Raw genomic sequence first — 24051 nt, forward strand, 5'->3', positions numbered from 1 at the left:
CGGCCCCCGTGGGCCAGGCTCAGTAGAACGTCGCGCCGGCCCGACCGCCGGACACGACCTTGGCCGTGACGCGGTGCCCGACCCGCTGCCACGCGGCATACCGTCGCGGGCGCAGCACGAGGTCGTAGGCGCCGACGAAGTCGGTGACCTCCTTGCTGAAGCTCCGCTTGAACTCGCCGATGCCGAAGTAGGGGTCGGTCTTGTCGTCGACCCTGGTGGAGTGCGGGGTCCCGGCCATGTCGTAGGAGGTGGCGCCCTGGGCCTGCGCCCACTGCATGGCCTCCCACTGCAGGGCGTGGCTGCCGCCGCGCACCGGGCGCTCCCGGACGCTGGCGCCGTCGCGGTAGCACGCGACGTCACCGACGACGGTGACGAAGGCGCCGGCGACGTCGCGCCCCTCGTGCTCGGCGAGGAAGACCCGCCCCAGGCCGGCGTCGCAGAAGGTGCGCCACATGGCGACCTGGTAGTCGTGCGAGCGCGGGGCGATGCCCTGGTCCTGCACGACCTCCATCCACAGCGTCCACATGCGCTCGTAGGTCGACTCCTCCAGCGGGGCGGCCTCGGTGACGACGCCCTGCTTGAGGCCGCGCCGGATGGTGTTGCGGGTCTTGGAGGGCAGCCGGGCCATGAGGTCCTCGGGCGTGCCCGTGACGTCGACGAAGACCGTCGACCGGTTGGTCTGGATCCGGCCGGCCGGGAGCAGGCCCAACCGCTCCAGGCCCTGCAGCGTCTCTGGTGACTCGAGGAGCTCGGGCTCGATCTTGATCAGGAAGACCCCGGCGTCGTGAGCGGCGGTGCGCAGCGCCGGCAGCAGCGCCGCCAGCCCCTGGACGGAGTCGACCCCCGGTCCCTTGGGGAGGTACCAGACCTTCCCGAAGCCGGGGGCGCGGCGTTCGTGGATCGTCACGGGGAAGCCGTCGATGTCGGCATACCTCGGGGTCCACCCGGCCATGGCCTTGACCTGCGCGAACTCGGGTGTCTGGAACATCGAGGGGCGTCCAGGGGTTTCGAGCAGACGCGCTCGCCACTGTTCGGCCGACTCATAGGTGTCCCAGCGCAGACTCATGTCGGCATCGTATCGACGCAGAGCCCTCCCTCCGGTCCGCGCCCCGCCCGACCGGACCCGCCGGCGCGGCTCAGCCGGTGCCCGGCAAGCGGAACAGGTCCTCGGGCAGCGGCTCGACCAGGCCCTCGGCCACCAGCGCGTCGAGGCACCGGTCCCGCTGGAGGTGCGCCGCCTCCTGGTCGGGGGCCGCCGGGTCCAGGGGCCAGCTGGCCCGCAGGCGGGCTCCGTGGACCGGGGCGTCGGCGTCCCGCAGCACCTGCAGCAACGTGCCACGGCACTGGCGGTCGGTGCCGGCCCACGCCTGCCCGCGCCGGACCGGTCCGTCGTAGGCCGGTGAGCCGGCGCGTCTCCAGGCGCACAGGTCGGCGACCGGACAGTCGGCGCAGCGCGGAGCGCGAGCGGTGCAGACCAGGGCGCCGAGCTCCATCACCGCCACGCTCCAGGTGGCCGCCTCCGCGTCGTCGGCCGGCAGCAGCCGACCGGCGAGGTCCAGCTCGGCCCGGGTGAGGGAGGGCGAGGGCAGGGCGATCCCGGAGACCGCCCGGGCGTGCACCCGCCGCACGTTGGTGTCGACGACGGTGGCGCGGCGCCCGAAGGCGAAGGCCGTGACGGCGGCGGCGGTGTAGTCGCCCACCCCGGGCAGGGTGCGCAGCATCACCTCGTCCACCGGCACCTGCCCGTCGTGCTCGTCGTGGATCGCCGTCGCGGCGGCGTGCAGCCGCAGCGCGCGGCGGGGGTAGCCCAGGCGCCCCCACTCCCGCACCGCCTCCCCGGGCGCAGCCTGCGCCAGCGCGGAGGCGGTCGGCCAGAGCTGCATCCAGCGCCGCCACACGGGCTCCACCCGGGCGACCGGAGTCTGCTGCAGCATCACCTCCGAGACCAGGACCCCCCACGGCGAGCGGTCCGGCGCACGCCACGGCAGGTCGCGTCGGTGGGCGGCATACCAGCGCAGGAGGCGGTCGTGTAGGACCGCGGGCTCGGTGCCCGGCACGTCAGGAGTAGCGCTCGAGGATCGAGCTCTCGGCTAGCCGGGACAGACCCTCGCGCACAGCGCGGGCGCGGGCCTCACCGACCCCGTCGACCTGCATGAGGTCCTCCAGGCCGGCGGAGAGCAGCTGCTGGAAGGTCCCGAAGTGGGTGACCAGCCGGTCGACGATCGCCCCGGGCAGTCGGGGTATGCGGTGCAGCAGGCGGTAGCCGGAGGGGCTGAGCTGCTGGTGGTCCATCCCGTCGCCGACGACGGTGATGCCCAGGCAGCGGGCGACCGCCGCGAGGTCCAGCAGCTCGGTGCTGTCGAGGGCGGCGAGCGCGGCCTGGACCTGGACGGGGTCCCGACCGGCCTCGGCGGCACCGATGTAGTCGCGCACGACGAGCTCGCGCTCGCGTTCGACCCCGCCGGTCATCTCCTCGAGCTGCAGGCCGATGAGGCGGCCGTCGACGCCGAGCTCGACGACGTACTGCTCGATCTCGGCGCTGATCCGACGCACCATCTCCAGGCGTTGCAGCACCGAGGCGAGGTCGCGCACGGTGACGAGGTCCTCGATCTCCAGCGCCGAGAGGTTGCCGCCGACCTCGTCCAGCCGGGCGCGGTAGCGCTCCAGGGTCTGCAGCGCCTGGTTGGCCTGCGCCTGCAGCTGGCTGCGGTCCTCGAGCACGTGCCGGGTGTTGCCGACGTAGAGCGCGATGAGGGACATCGACTGGCTGACCGAGATGACGGGGAAGCCGGTCTGCTTGGCGGTCCGCTCGGCCGTGCGGTGCCGGGTGCCGCTCTCGCGGGTCTCGATGGTGCGGTCGGGGGCGAGCTGGGTCGCGGCACGCACGATGCGGTTGCCGTCACGGGTGAGCACGATGCCGCCGTCCATCTTCGCCAGCTCGCGCAGGCGGGTCGCGGAGAACTCCACGTCGAGCTCGAAGCCGCCGGTGCTGATCGAGTCGACCGTCCGGTCGCTGCCCAGCACGATGAGGGCTCCGGTGCGGCCGCGCAGGATGCGTTCCAGGCCGTCCCGCAGGTCGGTGCCCGGTGCGACGGCCCCCAGCGTGGCGCGCAGCAGCTCCTCGTCGTTGCGTTCAGGCATGCCCGCCTCCCACCTGTCCCTGCGGCCGTCCGATCACGGGTGCCCGTCGGGGCACTGTGGCGATCCTAGGCGGCGCGCGCCAGGTCCCGGTCGGGGGCGCCAGATCTTTACGGATTCTTGACCAGGGTGCCAGGCGAGCCCTCGCGGCGGGCACTGGCCTGCGCCGCGGCGAGGACGAGGGCGACCGCGTCGCTGAGGGTCGCCACCTCGTGCACGCGCATCCCGGCCGGCGGACGGCCCTCGCTGAGCGAACCCACCGGGATGACCGCCTCGGTGAAGCCGATGCGCGCGGCCTCGGCGAGTCGGCGCGGCGCGCCGGTCACCGGCCGCAGGTCGCCGGACAGGCCGACCTCGCCGACGGCGATCGTGCTCACCGGCAGGGCCAGGTCGGCCTTGGCGCTGGTCAGCGCAAGGGCCAGGGCCAGGTCGGCCGCCGGCTCGGACAGGCGCACCCCGCCGACGGTCGCGGCGTAGCAGTCGTCCTTGGCCAGCGGCACCCCGCCGCGCTGGCCGAGCACCGCGAGCACCATCGCCAGCCGGGACGGGTCCAGCCCGCTGGTGGTCCGGCGCGCCGACCCCGCGACGGCCTCGCTCACCAGGGCCTGGACCTCGGCCACGAGCGGGCGCCGACCCTCCAGCGTCACCGTCACGCAGGTCCCCGGCACCGGCCGGTCCCTGCTGGACAGGAAGAGCCCGCTGGGGTCGGCGAGCCCGGAGATGCCGGAGTCGCCCAGGTCGAAGCACCCGACCTCGTCGGTCGGGCCGTACCGGTTCTTCACCGCCCGCACGAGTCGGAGCCGGCTGTGCCGCTCGCCCTCGAAGGCGATGACGACGTCGACGAGGTGCTCCAGCACCCGCGGACCGGCGATCCCGCCGTCCTTGGTGACGTGACCGATGAGGAGGGCCGCCGTGCCCCGGGTCTTGGCCGCCTGGATGAGGGCCGAGGCGACCTCGCGCACCTGTCCGACATTGCCCGGCGCCCCCTCCACGTCGGCGCTGGCGACGGTCTGGACCGAGTCGACGACGAGCAGGTCGGGGTCGGTCTGCTCGACCTGGCCGAGGATGGTCGCCAGGTCGGTCTCGGAGGCGAGGTAGAGCGTGTCGGCGACGGCTCCGATGCGCTCGGCACGCAGCTTGACCTGGGCCGCCGACTCCTCCCCCGAGACGTAGAGCACCGATCGACCTTCGCGGGCCGCGCGGGCCGCGACGTCCAGCGCGAGGGTCGACTTGCCGATGCCGGGCTCGCCGGCCATGAGCACGACGGCCCCGGGCACGAGGCCGCCACCGAGCACCCGGTCGAACTCCCCGACGCCGGTGGAGCGGGCCTGCGCGGCGTCGGCGTCCACCGTCGCGATGGGCACGGCCGGTCGCGTGGGCGACACCGCGCTGGTGCGGACCGAGGTCCGACCGCCGGTCTCGGACACCGTGCCCCACGCCTGGCACTCGGGGCAGCGTCCCACCCACTTCACGCCCTGCCAGCCGCACTCCGTGCAGCGGTATGCCGTTCTGTTCGCCTTGGCCACGCGCCCAGCGTAGGTGCTCGCTCCGACACACCCCGTGACCTGGCACCCGGCCGTCCCTCCCGCCGATCCTGACCGCCGGTCCCACCGCCGGCGCCGCCGCCGGTGGGAGCGGCGGCCAGCCGGGTGGGGCATCATGGCCCGCATGCGCCTGGGTGTCATCGACGTCGGATCCAACACGGTCCACCTGCTCGTCGTCGACGCCCAGCCCGGTGGGCACCCCACGCCGGACTTCTCCCACAAGGTGGAGCTGCGTCTCGCCGAGCACCTCACGCCCGAGGGTGACATCAGCGCCGAGGGGGCCCAGATGCTCGCCGGTTTCGTCGCGGACTGCGTCGAGGTGGCCGAGAGCAGGGGGGCGACCGAGCTGCTGCCCTTCGCGACGAGCGCCATCCGGGAGGCCGGCAACACCGACGAGGTGCTGGCCCTGGTCCGGGAGACCTCGGGGGTCGACCTCGACGTGCTCCCGGGTGAGGAGGAGGCCCGCGCGACCTTCCTCGCCGTCCGCCGGTGGTTCGGGTGGTCGGCCGGCCGCCTGCTCAACGTCGACATCGGTGGCGGGTCCCTCGAGCTCGCTGCGGGCCTGGACGAGCATCCCGACGCCGCGATCTCCCTCCCGCTGGGCGCCGGCCGGCTCAGCCGGGAGCTGACCCACGACCCACCACAGGGCGCCGAGATCAAGGGCCTGCGCAAACGGATCCGGTCCGAGATCGCGAGCGCGCAGCCGGCCCTGACCAAGGTGGGGGAGCCGCAGCTCGTGGCGGGCAGCAGCAAGACGGTCCGCTCGCTGGCCCGGGCCTGTGGGGCCGCGCCGCGCGGCGACGGCCTCTACGTCCCCCGTGTGCTGAGGTTCGCCGACCTGGCCGAGCTCACCCCGCGACTGCTGCGGATGAGCGCTGCCGAGCGGGCGCAGCTGCCCGGGGTCTCGGCCTCCCGCGCGCGTCAGCTGGCCGCGGGCGCGCTCGTGCTCGAGGCCGTCCTCGAGCTCAGCGGGGTCGAGAGCCTCTCGGTGAGCCCGTGGGCGCTGCGCGAGGGCCTCATCCTGCGCTTCCTGGACGGGCTCGGCCGGTGACCCACGACATACCCGTCCACCTCTCGACCTCCTCGGTCTACCCCGAGAACGCCGCCTACGCCTTCGACCTCGCCGAGCGCCTCGGCTACGACGGCGTGGAGATCATGGTGTGGACCGACCCGGTCACCCAGGAGGCGGGCGCCCTCAGCGCCCTCGCCGACCTGCACGGTCTGCAGATCGGGGCCATCCACGCCCCCACGCTGCTGCTCGCCCAGCGGCTGTGGGGCTGGGAGCCCTGGGGCAAGATCGAGCGGGCCCTCGACCTGGCCCGTGACGTCGGTGCGCAGTGCGTCGTCGTCCACCCGCCGTTCCGGTGGCAGCGGGGGTATGCCGAGGGTTTCGTCGAGGGGGTGGCGGCGCGGCAGGAGCGGTGGGGCATCCCCATCGCGGTGGAGAACATGTTCCCGTGGCGCACGGGAGCCTCGGCGATGCAGGCCTACCTCCCCGGCCCGGATCCTCGCGACTACCCCTACACCGACGTGACCTTCGACATCAGCCACGCCGCCACGGCGGGCGAGGACGCGCTCGACATGGCCCGTGACCTCGGCGACCGGATCCGGCACGTCCACCTCGGTGACTCCTTGGGCTCCTTCAAGGACGAGCACCTCGTGCCGGGGCGCGGCACCCAGCGGTGCGCCGAGGTGCTCCAGCACCTGGTCGACACCCGCTTCGGCGGCGTGGTCAGCCTCGAGGTCGGCACCCGCAAGATGCGCACGGCGGCCCGCGAGGAGGCGCTGGCCGAGTCGCTGGCCTTCGCCCGCGAGCACCTCGGGCAGCACGACCGCCCCGGTGCTCGCCCGACATGAGCGGTCGGTCACCGCGGGCGTAGCCTGTGCCCCATGGAGCTCGCCGACCTCAATCCCTCAGCCCTGATGCGTCAGACCCTGCTCGGGATGAGCCGCAACACCACCCTGCGCCAGGCCATCGAGCACGCCCCGGTGAGCCGTGACGTCGTCAAGAGGTTCGTCGCGGGCGACGCGACCCCGGACGCCGTGCGGGTGGCGGCCGAGCTCGTGGACACCCGCCGCCAGGTCACCATCGACTACCTCGGCGAGGACACCACCGACCCGGCGCAGGCCGCGGCCACCCGCGACGCCTACCTCGAGCTCATCGCCGCGCTCTCCGCGGCGGGGCTGACCCAGGACGGCGCGGTCGAGGTGAGCCTCAAGTTGTCGGCGCTCGGGCAGTTCCTCGGCCGTGACGGCCACGCGATCGCGATCGACAACGCGCGGGCCATCTGTCAGGCCGCGGCCAACGCCGGCACCACGGTCACCCTCGACATGGAGGACCACACGACCACCGACCCGACCCTCGCGGCGCTCGGTGAGCTGCGCCAGGACTGGCCCTGGGTCGGCGTCGCGCTGCAGGCCTACCTCCACCGCACCGAGCAGGACTGCCGCGACCTCGCCCACGAGGGTTCCCGCATCCGGTTGTGCAAGGGCGCCTACAAGCAGCCGGAGTCGGTCGCCTTCCAGGACAAGGACGACGTCGACAAGTCCTACGTCCGCTGCCTCAAGGTCCTCCTCGAGGGCCAGGGCTACCCCATGATCGCGACCCACGACCCGCGCCTCGTCGAGATCGCCACGGTGCTCGCCGCCAAGGCGCAGCGCGAGCCGGACAGCTACGAGTTCCAGATGCTCCTGGGCATCCGGCCCGACGAGCAGCTGCGGCTGGCCGGCGCCGGCTCCCGGATGCGCGTCTACCTCCCCTACGGCGAGGACTGGTACGGCTACCTCGTGCGCCGGATGGCCGAGCGCCCGGCCAACCTCACCTTCTTCCTGCGCGGTCTCGCGACGAGAGGCTGAGCGCCGATGACGATCGCGCTGCTGGGGGCGGGGGTCATGGGCGGCACGCTCGCCGCGGCCCTCATCCGGTCCGGGCACAGCCCGGGCGACCTCATCCTCAGCGACCGGGTCACCGCCCGCGCCGAGCAGGTCGCCACCGAGCACGGGACGCGGCACGACACCCCGGCGGCGGCGGTCTCCGCGGCCGACGTCGTCGTGCTCGCCGTCAAGCCGCAGGACATGTCGGCCCTCGTCGCGCAGATCTGCGACCACGTCCGCGGCGACGCCCTCGTGGTGTCCATCGCCGCGGGCATCACGACCGACTTCCTCGAGCGTCGACTGCCCGAGGGCACCTCGGTGGTCCGGGTCATGCCCAACACCCCGGCGCTCGTCGACCAGGGGATGTCGGCCCTGAGCCCAGGGCGGCACTGCACCCCCGAGCACGTGGAGCAGGCGCGGGCGCTCATGGAGCACGTCGGCCGGGTCATCGTGCTCGACGAGAGCCATCAGGACGCCGTGACGGCGATCAGCGGCAGCGGGCCGTCCTACATCTTCTACGTCGTCGAGGCCATGATCGAGGCCGGGGTGCTGCTGGGGCTGCCCCGGGACACGTCCACCGAGCTCGTCGTCCAGACGTTGTATGGTGCGGCCACGATGATCCGGGAGACCGGCACCCACCCCACGGTGCTGCGCGAGCAGGTCTCCAGCCCGGGTGGCACCAGCGTCGCCGCCCTGCGGGCCCTGGAGGATCACAAGGTCAGGGCCGCCTTCCTCACCGCGATGGAGGCGGCCGCGAGAAGGTCGCACGAGCTGTCGCCCCGCGAGGACTGAGCCCCTCGGTGCCCGTCACCGAGTGTTCACCCGGCCGGGCGCGGCCCGGGCGCCGCGTGTGAAAGAGTAGGCAAGCATGAGCGAGATTCACGTACGCGTGCTGGATCCGGAGGAGTGGGCGTCCTACAAGGACGTCCGGCTCCGTGCCCTGCGTGAATCCCCGGAGGCCTTCGTGGCCTCGGCCGAGGAGGAGGAGCAGTTCCCCGACTCCCGCTGGCAGGAGCGGATGGAGCGCTCGCGTCGTGTCCTGGCCGTCGACGGCGACGAGGTCGTCGGGGTGGTGAGCGTCGGCACCGGCCACCGCACCAACATCCCCGGGGCCGGTGAGCTCTTCGGTCTCTGGGTGGCTCCCGCTCGTCGCGGCAGCGGGGTCGCCCGCCGCCTGCTCGAGAAGGCGGCCAAGGTCGGTCGCGACGTCGGCCTGCGCCAGCTCGTCTACTGGGTGGGCACCGACAACGGCCGTGCCGTCGCCTTCGCCTCGAGCTTCGGCTTCCGACCCACCGACGACCGCCGGCCCATACGGATCCGCGGGGTCGACGAGGAGGACGCCGAGTCCGAGGAGATGATGATGGTCTACCCGCTCGGTGATGCCGCAGGGGTGCCCACCTCGCTCTGAGCCCGGTCCGCCGTGGTCTAGCGTGAGCCCATGACGTCGTCATGGGTGATGTGGGACGAGCGCTACGCGGGGTATGACTTCGGCCTGGGTCACCCCATGCACCCCAGCCGGCTGCAGCTCACCCACCGGCTGGCCCAGGACCTCGGGCTGCTGGACCACGACGACGTCGTGGTGCGCCCTGCGCGGCACGCGAGCGACGACGAGCTGCTGACGGTGCATACCCCCGACCTCATCGAGGCCGTGCGGCAGGCCTCGGCCGACCCGGCCTCCGCCACGGGGCGGCACGGCGTCGGCACGGAGGACACCCCCGCCTTCGCGCGGATGCACGAGGCGTCCACGCTCGCCGTCGGGGCCACGCTCGAGGCGTGCCGCGCCGTGTGGTCCGGGGAGGTCGACCGGGCCTGCAACATCGCCGGGGGACTGCACCACGCCATGCCCCAGGCGGCCTCCGGCTTCTGCGTCTACAACGACATCGCCGTCGGCATCCAGCACCTCCTGGACTCCGGGGCGAAGCGGGTGCTCTACCTCGACCTCGACGTGCACCACGGCGACGGTGTCGAGCGCTGCTTCTGGAACGACCCCCGCGTCATGACGATCTCCCTGCACGAGACGGGCCGGGCGCTGTTCCCGGGCACCGGCTTCCCGGGCGACACCGGAGGGCCCCGGGCGCCGGACACCGCCGTCAACATCGCGCTCCCGCCGGGCACGGGGGACGAGGGGTGGCTCCGGGCCTACCAGGCCGTCGTGCCCACCATCGCCCGCGCGTTCGCGCCGGAGATCGTGGTCAGCCAGCACGGGTGCGACTGCCACTACGCCGACCCGCTCGCCCACCTGTCGGTGTCCATGGAGGCGCTCGCCGTGGCCTACGGCTGGGTCCGGGACCTCGCCGAGGACCTGGCCGACGGGCGGTGGGTGTCGCTCGGTGGCGGCGGCTATGAGCTGGTGGAGGTCGTGCCGCGGGCGTGGGCCCACCTCATCGGGGTGGTGACGGGTCGCCCGGTCGACCCCACGACGGCGGTGCCCGACCCCTGGCGACGCCACGTCGAGGACGTCTACGGCCAGGACGCCCCGCGACGGATGGGCGATCGAGAGGGCCGCGAGATCAGATTCGGCCGGTGGGAGGAGGGTCACGACCCGGACGACGCGGTCGACGCGGCCATCATGGCGACCCGGCGCGCAGCCTTCCCGGGGTGGGGGCTCGACCCCTACCTCGACTGAGCCCCCACGTCCCCGACTGCCTCATTCGTCACACTCGGCGTGTCTCGCTGGACAAAATTTGTCGTCACGACTTTCGCAACCTGCACTCCTGCCCCTAGTGTAAGCCCGGACAACCAACGCAGGTCGCTTGCCGGAGGGGAAGCCGCGCACGCTGCCTGCCTGTATTTGAGAGACGGGATGCGTCCTATGGCAGATGAGCGCCAGCTCGCTGAGATGACGTTCATGACCGTGGCCGAGGTGGCTGCCGTCATGCGTGTGTCGAAGATGACCGTGTACCGACTCGTGCACTCCGGTGAACTTCCCGCGGTGCGGGTCGGTCGCTCCCTCCGGGTGCCCGAGAAGGCCGTGCACGCCTACCTGGAGGAGTCCTACCACGGCACCGCGTGACCGGGCCGTGACCCACGCCCCCAGGGACCAGCGCCGGTCCGCGTGACGAGCCGGCGTTTTTGGGGGCCCGGCCCCCGCCGCGTTAGGCTGGTTGGGCCCGTGCAGCGCCCCGCGTGGTCCTCACCGACCGGGCTGCCTGCTGCACCATCAGGACCGACGACGAGAAGGATGGCCCCATGGGCTCTGTGATCAAGAAGCGCCGCAAGCGGATGGCGAAGAAGAAGCACCGCAAGCTGCTGCGCAAGACGCGTCACCAGCGTCGCAACAAGAAGTAAGGCGTTCGGCGAGCCCGCCGACGCCGTGACCGAGGCGCCCCGTCCGCAGGGAGGGGGCGCCCTCGTCGTTCCCGGAGGAGGATCGATGGCTCTGTGGAGACGGTCCCGCGCCCCGCGGGTGGAGATGCTGTCGCGGCCGGGGTGTCACCTGTGCGAGGAGATGCTCGCGGTGCTCGCCCAGCAGGTCGATGACGTCACCGTGCGCGACATCGACGCCGAGCGGCGCTCCGGCGCCATGGGGGAGCAGGAGCACGCCCGCTGGACCACCCAGCTCCCCGTGCTGCTCGTCGACGGCGAGCAGGTCGCGCGATGGCGCATCGATCCCGCGCGGCTGCGGCAGGCGCTGTCCGGACGCTGACGCCGGCGGTGTCCCACGAGGGGACCCGGCGAGGGCGCCGTTTTGGAGGAACGAGGGGTGCGAGCCTAGAGTTGGGGGGTCCGCGCCGACCGGTGCACGAGGGTCTGATATAAGCCCCCACCTCGTCGGTGCAACCAGCCAGAGAGGAGCCGGTGCCGCCGTGATGGCCGAGTCGAACCGGCGAGGCGTGCCGGACGCCACCGTCGGCAGGCTCCCGGGTTACCTCCAGGCCCTCACCGCCGTCGCCGAGCAGGGACGGCCCTCGATCTCCAGCGAGGAGCTCGCCCGGCTGGCCGGGGTGCGATCGGCCCAGGTGCGCAAGGACCTGTCCCATCTCGGCTCCTACGGCGTGCGTGGGGTCGGGTATGACGTGACGCGGCTCGCCGAGCAGGTCTCCGCCGAGCTGGGGCTCAGTCAGGACTGGCCCGTGGTCATCGTCGGGATGGGCAACCTGGGTCGGGCGCTCGCCAGCTATGAGGGTCTCGCCACCCGTGGCTTCCACGTCGTGGCCCTCGCCGACAACGACCCGCAGGTCGTCGGCAGCCGGGTCGAGGGGATGCCGGTGCAGCCGCTGAGCGACCTGAGCACGGGAGGCCCGGTCTCGGTGGGCGTCATCACCACGCCGCCGGAGGCCGCGCAGGAGGTCGCCGACGTGCTCGTCGGTCTCGGTGTCCACTCCATCCTCACCTTCGCCCCCGGGGTGCTGCAGGTGCCGCCGGACGTGGACGTGCGCCGGGTCGACCTGGCCACCGAGCTGCAGATCCTGACCTTCCACCAGCACCAGCGAGAGGTCGCCGTGTCCGAGTCGCAGGTGGAGGGAGTCTCATGAGCGTCCTCGTCGTCGGTCTGTCCCACCGGACCGCTCCCATCGACCTCCTCGAGCAGGTCGCCCTCGACGCCGACGCCGGCCACCGGCTCGCCTCCCGGCTGCGGGGCGGCGGTCACGTCGACGAGGCACTCGTCCTGTCCACCTGCAACCGGCTCGAGGTCGTGGTGGAGGCCGGCACCTTCCACGGCGCTCTGGAGGAGATCGGGGCGGCGCTGGGCGAGCTCAGCGGGTTGACCCGCGAGCAGCTCACCGACCACCTCTTCGTGCACTACGACGAGCGTGCCGTCGCGCACCTCTTCGAGCTGGCCTGCGGCCTCGACTCGATGGCTGTCGGGGAGAGCCAGGTCCTCGGCCAGCTGCGGCAGTCGCTCGCTGCGGCCCAGCGCAACGGTCACCTCGGCTCCTCGCTCAACCCCCTGCTCCAGCAGGCGCTGCGGGTCGGGAAGCGGGCGCACGCCGAGACCGGCATCGACGACGTGTCACGCTCGCTGGTCACGCTCGGCCTCGACCGCGCCCGCGGCGTCCTGGACGACCTCGGCGCGGCCCGGACGGTCGTCATCGGGGCCGGCGCCATGTCGGGCCTCGCCGTCGCCACCCTCGTCCGCGAGGGTGTCGGTGACATCGCGGTGGTCAACCGCACCGCGGCGCGGGCCGAACGGCTGGCGAGCCAGCACGGGGTCCGCACCCTGCCGTGGTCCGACCTGACCTCGGCGGTCGGGTCCGCCGACCTCGTCATCACCTGCACCGGGGCCGTCGGCCACGTGCTCGACGAGCCCGCGGTGGCGCGGGCCCGCAGCGACGCCGGGCGCACCGGGGCCCCGGCCGTCCTGCTCGACCTGGCCATGCCCCGCGACATCGACCCCGCGGTGTCGCGCCTGCGCGGGGTGCACCTCTGGGGCCTGGCCGACCTGCAGGACCCCTCGCCCGAGGCCGACCCCGACGACCCGGCGGAGACCGGACCGGTCGCCGCCGTCCGCGGGCTCGTGACGAGCGAGGTCGCCGGCTACCTCGCCGAGCGGCACGCGGCCCGACTCGGCCCCACCCTCGCCGCACTGCGCACCAGCGCCGCCCGGGTCGTCGACGCCGAGATGAGCCGTCTCGACCAGCGGCTGCCGCACCTGCCGCACGACGAGCGGGCCGAGGTCCGCCAGACCGTGCAGCGGGTCGTCGACAAGCTGCTGCACACCCCCACGACGCGGGTCAAGCAGCTGCAGGCGGGCTACGACGAGGTCCCGGCCGACTACGCCCACGCGCTGCGCGAGCTGTTCGACCTCGACAGCCGTGAGGTGGCCAGCGTCTCCACCCCGCCCCTGGGCGTGGTCGAGAAGGCGACGGGCACGAGGGCGGAGGGGTCGTCCGATGACTGAGCCCGCCACCGCGACCACCACCGCCCCTGCCGCCACGCCGTCGGCCGGCCCCACCCCGGCCGCCGGACGTCCGCTGCGGCTGGGCACACGCCGCAGCGCCCTCGCGACCAGCCAGTCGGGCTGGGTCGCGGAGCGACTGCGCGGCGCCGGGATGGAGGTCGAGCTGGTCCTCGTCACCACCGAGGGTGACACCTCGCGCCGCAGCCTCGCCGAGATCGGCGGCACGGGCGTCTTCGCCTCGGCCCTGCGCGACGCGTTGCTCGACGGGCGCATCGACCTCGCCGTGCACTCGCTCAAGGACCTGCCGACCGCGCCGGCCGACGGTCTCGTGGTCGCTGCCGTGCCCGAGCGGGAGGACCCGCGCGACGTGCTCGTCGCCCGCGACGACCTCACCCTGGCCGACCTGCCCGCGGGAGCGGTCGTCGGCACCGGGTCACCGCGCCGCGCCGCCCAGCTGCGGCTGCTGCGCCCGGACCTGGAGATCCGCGACATCCGCGGCAACGTGGACTCGCGGATCCGGATGGTGCATGACCAGGTGCTCGACGCCGTCGTCCTGGCCCGGGCCGGGCTGGCTCGCCTGGACCGCCTCGCCGAGGCCACCGAGGTCCTCGACCTCGACACCATGCTGCCCGCCGCCGGGCAGGGAGCGCTCGCCGTCGAGTGCCGCGCGGACGCCCCCGACCTCGCGGCCCGCCTCGCCGAGGCCCTCGAGCACCCGGCCACCCGGACCGCCGTCGACGCCGAGCGTGCGGCGCTGGCCGCGCTCGAGGCCGGCTGCACGGCCCCGTCGGTGCGCTCGCCGAGCTCTCGGGAGCCGACGAGCGCCGCAGCGGCGACGGCATACCCGACCCCGGCGCCGCCCACCCCGGCGGGCGGGCGCCCGCCACCCTCACCCTTCACGCGTTCGCGGCCCTGGACACCGGGGCCCAGCGACGTGTGGCGACCGGCGCGAGCGATGCGCCGGAGGAGCTGGGCCGTGCCATGGCCGAGCTCCTGCTGAACCGTCCCGACCCGACCGGCCTCGTCGCCGCCGGGTCACACACACCGGAGTCCGACCTGTGAGCACCGACGCCGCCCCCGTCCACCTGACCCCCGTGTCCGCGCCGCCCATCGCGGCCGCCCGCGTCGCCTTCGTCGGCGCGGGACCCGGAGACCCCGGCCTGCTCACCGTGCGGGCGCGCGACTACCTCGCGGTCGCCGATGTCGTCGTCGTCGACGCCGCCCACCGGGAGGAGGACCTCCGCCCCCTCATCAGCGAGGACACCCAGGTCGTGCGCACCGTCCGCGGCGAAGAGGGGCCGGCCCTCACCCCCGCCGCCCGCTCCAAGCTCCTGGTGCGGACCGCGTCCGCCTTCGACGACCCCACCCACCTCGTGGTCCGGCTGCTCGTCGACGAGGTCTCCGCGGGCTCGCTCGTCGACGAGGCGCGGGCCTGCCACGACGCCGGGGTCGCCTTCGAGATCGTCCCGGGCGTCAGTGCCGCCTGGGCCGTGCCCGCCTACGCCGGGATGCTGCCCGACGGCCAGCGCGGGCAGGTCCACGTCGTCGACGCCGCCGACAACGGGGTGGACTGGTCGCACTCGGTCGCCGAGGACATCACCGTCGTGGTCCGCGGCACCCCGGGCCGGCTCCAGCGCGCCCTCCAGCAGCTGCTGCAGGCCGGTCGCCCGGGGGAGAGCCCGCTCGCCCTCACCGCCCACGGCACCACGACCACCCAGCAGACCCTCGTGACGACCCTGCAGGAGCTGCTCGACAACAGCTCCGACCTCGAGGAGGACGCCGTCGCCGTCGTGGGTCGACCGGTCGAGCTGCGCGCCGAGCTGTCCTGGTGGGAGTCCAAGCCGCTCTTCGGCTGGTCGATCCTCGTGCCGCGGACCAAGGAGCAGTCGGGGCCGATGACCGACCGGATCGCGGGCTACGGCGCGAGCGCCTCCGTGGTCCCCACGATCAGCGTGGAGCCTCCTCGCACGCCCCAGCAGATGGACCGCGCCGTCAAGGGTCTCGTGACCGGACGGTATGAGTGGATCGGCTTCACCTCGGTCAACGCCGTGCGCGCCGTGCGGGAGAAGTTCGAGGCGCTCGGGCTCGACGCCCGAGCCTTCGCGGGCCTCAAGCTGGCCGCGGTCGGCGGGGTCACCGCGGAGGCGCTGCGCGAGTGGGGTCTGGAGCCCGACCTCGTGCCGGACGGCGAGCAGTCCGCCCGTGGCCTGCTGGAGTCCTGGCCGCCCTTCGATGAGGTACTCGACCCGATCAACCGGGTCTTCCTGCCGCGTGCCGACATCGCCACCGACACCCTCGTGGCGGGCCTGGAGGCGATGGGCTGGGAGGTCGACGACGTGACGGCCTACCGCACCGTCCGCGCGGCGCCCCCCGCCGCGCCGGTGCGTGAGGCCATCAAGGGCGGCGCCTTCGACGCCGTCTGCTTCACCTCCTCCTCCACCGTCCGCAACCTCGTGGGCATCGCCGGCAAGCCGCACCCCACCACGATCGTCGCCTGCATCGGGCCCGCGACCGCCAAGGCGGCCGAGGAGCACGGTCTGCGGGTGGATGTCGTGGCCCCCGAGCCGAGCGCGGCCAGCCTCGTCGACGCCCTGGCCGAGCACACCCGGGGGCTCATGGCCGAGGCCCAGGCGCAGGGCGAGGAGTTCGTCCGCCCGAGCCGGCGCAAGCCTGCCCCCCGGCGCGCACGGTCGCGCCGGTGACCGCATACACCCGACCGCAGGAGCGACCGCGGCGGCTGCGCTCGACGCCCGCCCTGCGCCGGCTGGTGGCGCAGACCCGGCTGCACCCGGCCGAGCTCGTGCTCCCGGTCTTCGTCCGCGACGGCATCGAGGAGCCGCAGCCGATCCGCTCCATGCCCGGGGTCGTGCAGCACACGCCGACGAGCGTGGTGCAGGCCGCCCGGGAGGCGCGCGCCGCCGGGGTGGGCGGGATCATGGTCTTCGGGGTGCCGCGGCCGGAGGACAAGGACGCGACCGGACAGGTCGGCCTGCGGGCGGACGGCGTGCTCAACGCCGCGCTGCGGACCCTGCGCGAGGAGCTCGGGGACGAGACGGTGCTCATGAGCGACCTGTGCCTGGACGAGTTCACCGACCACGGGCACTGCGGGGTCCTGGATCAGCGGGGCCGGGTCGACAACGACGCCACCCTGGAGATCTACGCCGAGATGGCGATCGCCCAGGCCCGGGCCGGAGCCCACGTCGTCGGACCCAGCGGGATGATGGACGGCCAGGTGCAGGTGGTGCGCGAGGCGCTCGACGGGGCAGGGCATCAGGACGTCGCCGTCCTCGCCTACACCGCGAAGTACGCCAGCGCCTGCTACGGCCCGTTCCGCGAGGCCGTGGCCTCGACGCTCACCGGTGACCGCACGACCTACCAGCAGGACCCCGCTAACCGCACCGAGAGCCTGCGCGAGCTTCGGCTCGACCTCGAGCAGGGCGCCGACATGGTCATGGTCAAGCCGGCGCTGCCCTACCTCGACGTGCTTGCTGATGTCGCCGCGACCGCGGACGTGCCCGTGGCGGCCTACCAGGTGAGCGGGGAGTACGCAATGATCGAGGCGGCCGCCTCCCAGGGACTCCTGGACCGGGACCGTATGGTGATGGAATCGTTGACGTCGATCCGCCGAGCAGGGGCTCAGGTGGTCCTCACGTACTACGCGACGGAGGCGGCGCGACTCCTAGGAGGGTGATGGGGCATGGTGCGGTGGCTGGACGATGAGGAGCAGCGGGCCTGGCGCGCCATCCTGCGTGCGTCGCACCTCATGACGCTGATCATGGAGGAGGCGCTGGACGAGTTCGGGGTCTCCCTCGGTGAGTACGAGCTCATGAGCATGGTGTCGGAGGCGCCCGGGTGGCAGATGCGGATGGCCGAGCTGGCCCACCTCGTGGTCCAGTCGCGCAGTCGCGTGAGCCACACGGCGACGCGGTTGGAGAAGCGCGGCTGGGTGGAGCGGGTCCGTGCCCCGCAGGACCGTCGCGGTGTCGTCCTCGTGCTGACGGCGGCGGGTCAGGAGCAGCTGGTCAAGCTCGCCCCGGTGCACGTGGAGAGCGTGCGCGCGGCCCTCATCGACCACGTGACCCGCGAGGAGCTCGTCGCGCAGGGGGAGGTCATGCGTCGCGTCGTGCGCGCCACCCGGCACCGGGACGACGAGGCGCTGGACGCCGTCTGAGCCGCACCACCGGCGGCTCCCAGGACCCCCGCTCGTAGGCTGGGACCATGACCGTCCCGCCCGTGAACCACCCTGACGACGCCCCCGCCTCCCGCGCCCTCCTCGACCGGGCCCGGGCCGTCATCCCCGGCGGGGTGAACTCCCCGGTGCGGGCCTTCCGTTCGGTCGGCGGCACCCCGCGATTCATGGAGCGGGCGCAGGGGCCGTGGCTCTGGGACGCCGACGGGCGCCGCTACCTCGACCTCGTGTGCTCCTGGGGCCCGATGATCCTCGGGCACGCGCACCCCGACGTCCGCGCCGCGGTCGCCGAGGCCGCGGCCGACGGTTTCTCCTTCGGTATGCCCACCGCCCGGGAGGTCGCCCTCGCTGAGGAGATCGTGGCCCGGGTGGAGCCGGTCGAGCAGGTGCGCCTGGTCAACTCCGGCACCGAGGCGACGATGAGCGCCATCCGGCTGGCCCGCGGGTTCACCGGCCGCTCCACGGTCGTGAAGTTCGCCGGTTGCTACCACGGCCACGTCGACGCGCTCCTGGCCTCCGCCGGCTCGGGTGTCGCGACCTTCGGCCTCCCGGACAGCCCCGGGGTCCCGGCCTCGGCCGCCTCGGAGACGATCGTCCTGCCCTACAACGACCTCCCCGCGCTGGAGGCCGCCTTCGCCGAGCGCGGCAGCGAGATCGCCGCCGTCATCACCGAGGCCGCCGCCGGCAACATGGGGGTGGTGCCCCCGGCGCCCGGGTTCACCGACGCCCTGCGCCGCCTCACCCGGCAGCACGGCGCCCTCCTCGTGAGCGACGAGGTGATGACCGGCTTCCGCTGCTCGCGCTCGGGGTGGCTCGGGCTGGAGGGCGTGCCGGAGGGCGGCGCCCCCGACCTGTTCACCTTCGGCAAGGTCATGGGGGGCGGCTTCCCGGCCGCGGCCTTCGGTGGCCGGGCCGACGTCATGGCCCAGCTCGCCCCCGAGGGCCCCGTCTACCAGGCCGGCACGTTGTCCGGCAACCCCCTCGCGTCGGCGGCCGGCCTGGCCACCCTCCAACGGTGCACCGACGAGGTCTACCAGCGCCTCGACGAGGTCAGCGAGGCGCTCGCCGGTGCGGTGACCGACGCCTTCACGCGGCACGGCATACCCCACCGGATCCAGTGGGCGGGGTCGATGTTCAGCGTCTTCTTCCGCGAGGGCGCGGTGCACGGCTACGACGAGGCCAAGGACCAGGACACCGCGCTCTTCGGCCGGTTCTTCCACGCCATGCTGCGGCGCGGCGTGCACCTGCCGCCGAGCTGCTTCGAGTCGTGGTTCGTCTCGGCCGCGCACGACGACGAGGCGGTCGAGCACGCGGTGCGGGCCATCGAGGACAGCGCTGCCGAGGTCGCCTGAACAGGCGTCCCAGCAGGCGCTCAGCCTGCCGTGGGAGAATCACGCGCATGTCTGGAGCCGACGGTCTGCCCCCCAGCGACGGCACGCCGCGGACCCTGCACGACGGCAGCCCGGTCACCCTCGTGCACGTCGTGCGCCACGGTGAGGTGCACAACCCCGAGCGCATCCTCTACGGCCGGCTCCCCGGATACCACCTCTCCGACCTCGGGCAGCAGATGGCGCGGACGGCCGCCGACCACCTGGCCGACCGCGACATCCGCCGGGTGGTGTCCTCGCCGCTGGAGCGGGCGCAGGAGACGGCCGCGCCGATCGCGGCGGCCCACGGCCTCGACGTCGCCTCCGACGAGCGCTTCCTCGAGAGCGGCAACATCTTCGAGGGGGAGCGGGTGGACCGCCGGATGCTCGCCGAACCACGGCACTGGCCGGCCTACGTCAATCCCTTCCGCCCGTCGTGGGGGGAGCCCTACACCGAGATCGCGACCCGGATGCGGTCCGGACTGGAGGACCTGCGCGAGCAGGTCGAGGGCTACGAGGGGGTCGTCGTCAGCCACCAGCTGCCGATCTGGACGCTGCGCCGCGCGATTACCGGCCGGCGCCTCTGGCACCACCCGCGACACCGTGAGTGCAGCCTGGCGTCGGTGACGACCGTGCTCTTCCACGGGGTCCTGCCCGTGCGGGTGATGTATGCCGAGCCGGCCGCCCACCTGCTCCCGGCCGCGGTGGACGTGACCGGCACGGCGGAGCCGGTGGCGCCGTGAGCGGCCGCAGTCACCCTCGCCGCCGCCTGGCGGTCCCGGCGACGGCGATGCTCGTCCTCGCGCTCGGCGCCTGCTCCGGCGACGACGGCACCAGCATCACCGACCAGATGCGCCAGGGAGACCAGAAGGGCTACGTGCAGGGCGACGGGTCGATCCAGCAGGTCGCCGCTGCTGACCGCGACGAGGAGGTGACCCTTGAGGGCACCACCCTGGAGGACGAGCCCTGGAGCAGCACCGAGCACGCCGGCGAGGTGGTCGTCGTCAACGTCTGGGGCTCCTGGTGCGGCCCGTGCGTCGCCGAGATCCCTGCGCTCGTCGAGGTCGAGAGCGCGTTCCGCGAGGCGGGGGAGCCGGTGACCTTCATCGGGCTCAACTCCCGTGACACGGTGCCCAACGCCCGGGCGTTCGAGAAGAAGTACGCCATCCCCTACCCCTCGTTGCAGGACGACGGCGGCCGGACCCGCGCCCAGCTCGGCAGCCTGGCGGTGGCCACGCCCACCACGCTCGTGATCGACGGCGAGGGGCGGTTGGCCGCCCGCGTGAGCGGGGAGGTCGAGGCCAGCACGTTGCGCGGTCTCATCGCCGACGTCCTCGCGGACGGGACCGTCGAGGCGGGCGGGGACGGGACCTCGAGGTGAGCGACCTCGTCCTCACCGGTCCGCTGCTGCTGGCCGTCGGCGTCGCCGCGCTCGCCGGGGTCGTCTCCTTCGCCTCGCCGTGCGTCCTCCCGCTCGTGCCCGGCTTCCTCGGCTACCTCGGGGGTATGACGCCCGGTCGCCCGGGCGCTGCCGCCGCCAGGGGCGAGGCCGACGCGCCGGGGCGTGGTCGGCTGGTGCTCGGCGCGCTGCTCTTCGTCCTCGGCTTCACGGCCGTCTTCCTGCTCATGAGCGTGGCCATCTCCGGTCTCGGGCTGACCCTCATCGAGCACCAGGGCCTCCTGCTGCGGGTGGCCGGGCTGGTCGTCATCGCCCTCGGCCTGATCATGATCGTCCAGCCGGGCAGCTCCTGGCAGGTGCGCTGGCGCCCCGCCGCCGGGCTCGCCGGTGCGCCGCTGCTGGGCGTGGCCTTCGGGCTGGGTTTCACCGCGTGCACGGGGCCGGCGCTCGCCGCGATCCAGACCCTGGGCACCTCGATCCTGCCGGGCGAGGGCCAGCTGGGTCGCGCGGTCGTGCTGGGCACGGCCTACAGCCTCGGTCTGGGCCTGCCCTTCCTGCTCGTCGCGGCCGGCGTCGGCTGGGTGAGCCGGGCCTCGCGCTGGCTGCGCGACCACTACCTGATCATCCAGCGGGTCGGTGGGGGACTGCTCGTCGTGCTGGGGCTACTCATGCTCACCGGGGTGTGGGCCGGGTTGACGGCCTGGGTGCAGGCGCAGCTCGTCAGCGGTTTCGAGACGGTGCTCTAGATGGCGACCGACCAGCAGCCGCGGCAGCGGATCGAGGCGAGCTACCCCAAGGACCGCACCGCCCTGGGCGGGCCCCGCCTCGGGCCGGTCGGCTGGGCGCGCTGGGCGTGGCGGCAGCTGACGAGCATGCGCACCGCGCTCGCGCTGCTGCTGCTCCTCGCGGTGGCCGCGATCCCCGGCTCGATCTTCCCCCAGCGCGGGGTCGACCCGGTTCGGGTGCGGCGGTACTTCGAGGACGACCCCGACCTGGCCCGGTGGTTGGACCGGCTGGGGATGTTCGACGTCTACGCCTCGCCGTGGTTCGCCTCGATCTACCTCCTGCTCATGATCAGCCTCATCGGGTGCGTGCTGCCGCGGATGCGCCAGCACCTGCGGGCCGTGCGGGCGCAGCCGCCGCGGATCCCCGCGCGCCTGGAGCGACTCCCGGTGCACCGCCGCGTGGTCCTGGACGCCGCGCCCTCCGAGGTGGTCGCGGCGGCGCGGGCCCAGCTGGCCGGGCGACGCTACCGGCTGCGCGAGGAGGAGGACGGCGCCCTCGTCGTGGCGGCGGAGAAGGGCTTCGCCAAGGAGACCGGCAACCTGCTCTTCCACCTGGCCCTGCTCGGCATCATCGTCTCCGTCGCGGCTGGTCACCTCTTCGGCTGGCGCGGCGAGATCATCATCAAGGAGGGCGAGTCCTGGACCTCCGGGGCGGGCACCTTCGACACCCTCAGCCTCGGCCCGCTCGTCGACGAGGCCGACATCCCCGCCTTCACCGTCGAGCTCAACGACCTGGACGTGCAGTTCGAGGCCCAGGCACAGGGTGCGCAGTTCGGCCAGCCCCGGGTCTTCGAGGGGGTGGCGACGGTCGAGGCGGACGGCGCGGAACGCCAGGTCGACTTCGGGGTCAACCAGCCGCTGTCGGTCGGGCGCACCTCGATGTACCTCCTCGGCAACGGGTATGCCCCCGTCGTCACCGTCCGCGACCCGGAGGGGGAGATCCTCTTCTCCGACGCGGTGACCTTCTTGCCGCAGGACAACACCTACGGCTCCGACGGTGTCATCAAGGTGCCAGCGGCCGACCCCGGGCTCGGCTTCGCCGGTGGCTTCCTGCCGACCATCTCGATGGGGGAGGAGACCGGCATGACCTCCTCCTTCCCGGGGCTGGTCGACCCGGCCCTGGTCCTCACCGCCTACGAGGGCGAGCTCTTCCCCGAGGGCCGCTCGCAGTCGGTCTTCGCCCTACCGACCGAGACCCTCGACCAGGTGATGCAGGACGACGGGGAGCCGAGCCGGATGCTGCTGCGCCCCGGCGACCAGCTCGAGATCCCCGGTGACCGCGGCACCATCGAGTTCGAGACGGTGATCCGGTGGGGCGGCATGCTCGTCCGGCACGACCCGGGCCGGCTCCCCGCCTTGGTCTTCGCGGGGACGGCCCTGGTCGGGCTCGTGCTCATGCTCGGGGTCCGCCGCCGCCGGGTCTTCGTCCGCGTCCACCCTGCCGCCGGGGATCCCGCGGCCCCGGGGGCGCGGCATACTGGACTGAGCGTCGCGGCCCTGCCCAAGGGCACCGACCCCGGCCTGGACGACCTGGTCGACGGGCTCCTCGAGCGAATCACCGAGGCCTGCGGGGGTCGGCTGATCGAGCCGGGCGACGACGCACGAGACAACAACGAGGATGAGGTATGACGAACGCTTCCCTGGCGCAGGCCAGCGACATCGCGATCTGGGCCGCCATCGTGGTGCTGGCGGTGGCGATGCTCGCCTTCTCGGTGCACCTCGCGGTCACCGGCTCGGCGAGGACGCGGCGGGCCGAGCGGCCAACGCTGGACGAGCGGCGCGGCGTCCCGGTGTCGGCGGGCGCGAGCCGTCACGCCGACGCCGCCCACGCCCCTGACGTCCACGCCGCGGGTCCTGGCTCCGCCACCACGGTCCCCGCCTCACCCACCGACCGGCCCGCCCCCTCGCGCCGCTGGGGTGTCATCGGTCTCCAGCTCACCTGGCTGGGCACCTTCCTCGTCGTCGGCGGCACCGTGCTGCGCGGGCTGTCGGTGAGCCGGGCGCCGCTGGGCAACATGTACGAGTTCGCGCTCTTCACCGCCTCCTTCGCGCTCGTGGTCTACTCCGCGTGGAGCCTGCGCAAGGACCGGCTCTGGCTGGGCGCCTTCGTCGTCGTGCCGGTGCTGCTCATCCTCGGCGCCGCCAAGCTGTGGTGGTACACCGAGGCCTCCCAGCTCATGCCCGCCCTCGACAACATCTGGCTGGTCATCCACGTGACCATCGCCACCTTGTCGATCGCCCTCTTCCTGCTCGGGGCGGCGGTGGCGACGGCCTACCTGCTGCGCGACAGCGCCCAGCGCAAGGGCGAGGTGCGGGGCTGGCTCGCGGCCCTGCCGGAGGCGGTGACGCTGGAGCGGATCACCTACGGCGTGCACATCGTCGCCTTCCCGCTGTGGACCTTCGCCGTGATGTCCGGCGCCATCTGGGCCGAGCAGGCCTGGGGCCGCTACTGGGGCTGGGACCCCAAGGAGACGTGGAGCTTCGTCATCTGGGTGGTGTATGCCGCCTACCTGCACGCCCGCGCGACCTCCGGATGGACGACGCGCAAGGCGACCTGGGTGGCCATCGCCGGCTTCGGCTGCATCGTGGTCAACTACACCGTGGTCAACCTGCTCATGACCGGGCTGCACTCCTACTCCGGGGTGGCCAATTGATCGCGGCGCGCTACACGGTGATGCGGCTGCTGATCTTCATCGGCTTCTTCGCCCTCTTCCGCCTCGTCCGGCTGGACGTCCTCTGGGCGACGGTCGCGGCGTTGCTGGTCTCCATGGTGGTGTCCTACTTCCTGCTCGCCCCGGACCGTCAGCGGCTGGCCGCGGGTCTGGAGCGGCGCGTCGAGCGCCGGATGGAGCGTCGCCGAGCGCAGGTGGACGCCGAGCGGGTCGACGAGGAGGAGTGACGCGGGCGGCGTGA

26 protein-coding genes are annotated in these 24051 nt (G+C 73.4%); 22 read left to right on the forward strand and 4 right to left on the reverse strand.

Features of this window, described 5'->3' with window-relative positions:
* Positions 1–19 precede the first annotated feature (19 nt).
* The 4 genes from FA582_RS02540 to radA all read right to left on the reverse strand — a co-directional run bounded on the left by FA582_RS02540 (position 20) and on the right by radA (position 4664).
* Entirely contained in the window at positions 20–1066 is a 1047-nt protein-coding gene (locus FA582_RS02540) for a lipid II:glycine glycyltransferase FemX (RefSeq protein ID WP_010148192.1), read from the reverse strand.
* A gap of 70 nt (positions 1067–1136) precedes the next feature.
* Positions 1137–2057 (reverse strand): HhH-GPD family protein, encoded by a 921-nt coding sequence (locus tag FA582_RS02545; RefSeq protein ID WP_147899726.1) that lies wholly within the window; start codon positions 2055–2057, stop codon positions 1137–1139.
* 1 nt (position 2058) lies between these two features.
* Complete coding sequence (disA, locus tag FA582_RS02550; protein ID WP_010148190.1) at positions 2059–3141, reverse strand: DNA integrity scanning diadenylate cyclase DisA; 1083 nt, start codon at positions 3139–3141, stop codon at positions 2059–2061.
* Between the two features lie 107 nt (positions 3142–3248).
* A complete protein-coding gene (gene radA / locus FA582_RS02555) occupies positions 3249–4664 on the reverse strand; it encodes a DNA repair protein RadA (RefSeq protein ID WP_051125187.1) in 1416 nt (471 codons plus the stop codon).
* Between the two features lie 142 nt (positions 4665–4806).
* Here radA and FA582_RS02560 point away from each other — a divergent pair, with 142 nt between their 5' ends.
* From FA582_RS02560 to FA582_RS02665, 22 genes are all read left to right on the forward strand, one after another.
* Positions 4807–5733, forward strand: coding sequence for a Ppx/GppA family phosphatase (locus tag FA582_RS02560; RefSeq protein WP_010148188.1), 927 nt, complete (start codon positions 4807–4809; stop codon positions 5731–5733).
* Positions 5730–6539, forward strand: a complete 810-nt coding sequence (locus tag FA582_RS02565) for a sugar phosphate isomerase/epimerase family protein (RefSeq protein ID WP_010148187.1) — start codon at positions 5730–5732, stop codon at positions 6537–6539. Before FA582_RS02560 ends, FA582_RS02565 begins: the two co-directional genes overlap by 4 nt.
* A gap of 33 nt (positions 6540–6572) precedes the next feature.
* Positions 6573–7538, forward strand: a complete 966-nt coding sequence (locus tag FA582_RS02570; protein WP_010148186.1) for a proline dehydrogenase family protein — start codon at positions 6573–6575, stop codon at positions 7536–7538.
* Between the two features lie 6 nt (positions 7539–7544).
* The gene (proC, locus tag FA582_RS02575; RefSeq protein WP_010148185.1) at positions 7545–8348 is read left to right on the forward strand and encodes a pyrroline-5-carboxylate reductase; all 804 of its coding nucleotides are present in this window, start codon (positions 7545–7547) and stop codon (positions 8346–8348) included.
* A gap of 76 nt (positions 8349–8424) precedes the next feature.
* Positions 8425–8964 carry a GNAT family N-acetyltransferase gene (locus tag FA582_RS02580; protein WP_033229094.1) on the forward strand — a complete coding sequence of 180 codons (540 nt, stop codon included), beginning with the start codon at positions 8425–8427 and terminating at the stop codon, positions 8962–8964.
* Between the two features lie 30 nt (positions 8965–8994).
* The gene (locus FA582_RS02585) at positions 8995–10182 is read left to right on the forward strand and encodes an acetoin utilization protein AcuC (protein ID WP_010148183.1); all 1188 of its coding nucleotides are present in this window, start codon (positions 8995–8997) and stop codon (positions 10180–10182) included.
* A 186-nt stretch (positions 10183–10368) separates the two neighbouring features.
* A complete protein-coding gene (locus FA582_RS02590) occupies positions 10369–10569 on the forward strand; it encodes a helix-turn-helix domain-containing protein (protein ID WP_010148182.1) in 201 nt (66 codons plus the stop codon).
* A 176-nt stretch (positions 10570–10745) separates the two neighbouring features.
* Positions 10746–10844: a 30S ribosomal protein bS22 gene (locus tag FA582_RS02595; RefSeq protein ID WP_003792170.1), complete on the forward strand. Its 99-nt coding sequence runs from the start codon at positions 10746–10748 to the stop codon at positions 10842–10844.
* Between the two features lie 85 nt (positions 10845–10929).
* Positions 10930–11202, forward strand: a complete 273-nt coding sequence (locus tag FA582_RS02600) for a glutaredoxin family protein (RefSeq protein ID WP_010148180.1) — start codon at positions 10930–10932, stop codon at positions 11200–11202.
* A gap of 163 nt (positions 11203–11365) precedes the next feature.
* The gene (locus FA582_RS02605; protein WP_010148179.1) at positions 11366–12031 is read left to right on the forward strand and encodes a redox-sensing transcriptional repressor Rex; all 666 of its coding nucleotides are present in this window, start codon (positions 11366–11368) and stop codon (positions 12029–12031) included.
* A complete protein-coding gene (locus tag FA582_RS02610; RefSeq protein WP_147899727.1) occupies positions 12028–13398 on the forward strand; it encodes a glutamyl-tRNA reductase in 1371 nt (456 codons plus the stop codon). Before FA582_RS02605 ends, FA582_RS02610 begins: the two co-directional genes overlap by 4 nt.
* Positions 13391–14398 (forward strand): hydroxymethylbilane synthase, encoded by a 1008-nt coding sequence (gene hemC, locus FA582_RS02615; protein ID WP_170264309.1) that lies wholly within the window; start codon positions 13391–13393, stop codon positions 14396–14398. The genes FA582_RS02610 and hemC overlap by 8 nt, the downstream gene beginning before the upstream one ends.
* Positions 14399–14456: 58 nt before the next feature.
* Positions 14457–16100 carry a uroporphyrinogen-III synthase gene (locus FA582_RS02620; protein ID WP_010148176.1) on the forward strand — a complete coding sequence of 548 codons (1644 nt, stop codon included), beginning with the start codon at positions 14457–14459 and terminating at the stop codon, positions 16098–16100.
* On the forward strand, positions 16097–17089 hold the full coding sequence (gene hemB, locus FA582_RS02625) for a porphobilinogen synthase (RefSeq protein WP_010148175.1): 993 nt from the start codon (positions 16097–16099) through the stop codon (positions 17087–17089). Before FA582_RS02620 ends, hemB begins: the two co-directional genes overlap by 4 nt.
* A 6-nt stretch (positions 17090–17095) precedes the next feature.
* Positions 17096–17569, forward strand: coding sequence for a MarR family winged helix-turn-helix transcriptional regulator (locus tag FA582_RS02630; RefSeq protein ID WP_010148174.1), 474 nt, complete (start codon positions 17096–17098; stop codon positions 17567–17569).
* A 47-nt stretch (positions 17570–17616) separates the two neighbouring features.
* Positions 17617–18939 carry a glutamate-1-semialdehyde 2,1-aminomutase gene (gene hemL / locus FA582_RS02635; RefSeq protein ID WP_010148173.1) on the forward strand — a complete coding sequence of 441 codons (1323 nt, stop codon included), beginning with the start codon at positions 17617–17619 and terminating at the stop codon, positions 18937–18939.
* 47 nt (positions 18940–18986) lie between these two features.
* Positions 18987–19697, forward strand: a complete 711-nt coding sequence (locus FA582_RS02640; protein ID WP_010148172.1) for a histidine phosphatase family protein — start codon at positions 18987–18989, stop codon at positions 19695–19697.
* The gene (locus FA582_RS02645) at positions 19694–20335 is read left to right on the forward strand and encodes a TlpA family protein disulfide reductase (RefSeq protein ID WP_010148171.1); all 642 of its coding nucleotides are present in this window, start codon (positions 19694–19696) and stop codon (positions 20333–20335) included. Before FA582_RS02640 ends, FA582_RS02645 begins: the two co-directional genes overlap by 4 nt.
* On the forward strand, positions 20332–21099 hold the full coding sequence (locus FA582_RS02650) for a cytochrome c biogenesis CcdA family protein (RefSeq protein ID WP_010148170.1): 768 nt from the start codon (positions 20332–20334) through the stop codon (positions 21097–21099). The genes FA582_RS02645 and FA582_RS02650 overlap by 4 nt, the downstream gene beginning before the upstream one ends.
* Positions 21100–22767 carry a cytochrome c biogenesis protein ResB gene (gene resB, locus FA582_RS02655; protein WP_010148169.1) on the forward strand — a complete coding sequence of 556 codons (1668 nt, stop codon included), beginning with the start codon at positions 21100–21102 and terminating at the stop codon, positions 22765–22767.
* Positions 22764–23792, forward strand: a complete 1029-nt coding sequence (gene ccsB / locus FA582_RS02660; RefSeq protein ID WP_010148168.1) for a c-type cytochrome biogenesis protein CcsB — start codon at positions 22764–22766, stop codon at positions 23790–23792. Before resB ends, ccsB begins: the two co-directional genes overlap by 4 nt.
* Entirely contained in the window at positions 23789–24037 is a 249-nt protein-coding gene (locus tag FA582_RS02665) for a DUF4229 domain-containing protein (protein WP_029541214.1), read from the forward strand. Before ccsB ends, FA582_RS02665 begins: the two co-directional genes overlap by 4 nt.
* Positions 24038–24051: the final 14 nt, after the last annotated feature.

This window comes from Serinicoccus profundi (assembly GCF_008001015.1).
Lineage (GTDB): Bacteria > Actinomycetota > Actinomycetes > Actinomycetales > Dermatophilaceae > Ornithinicoccus > Ornithinicoccus profundi.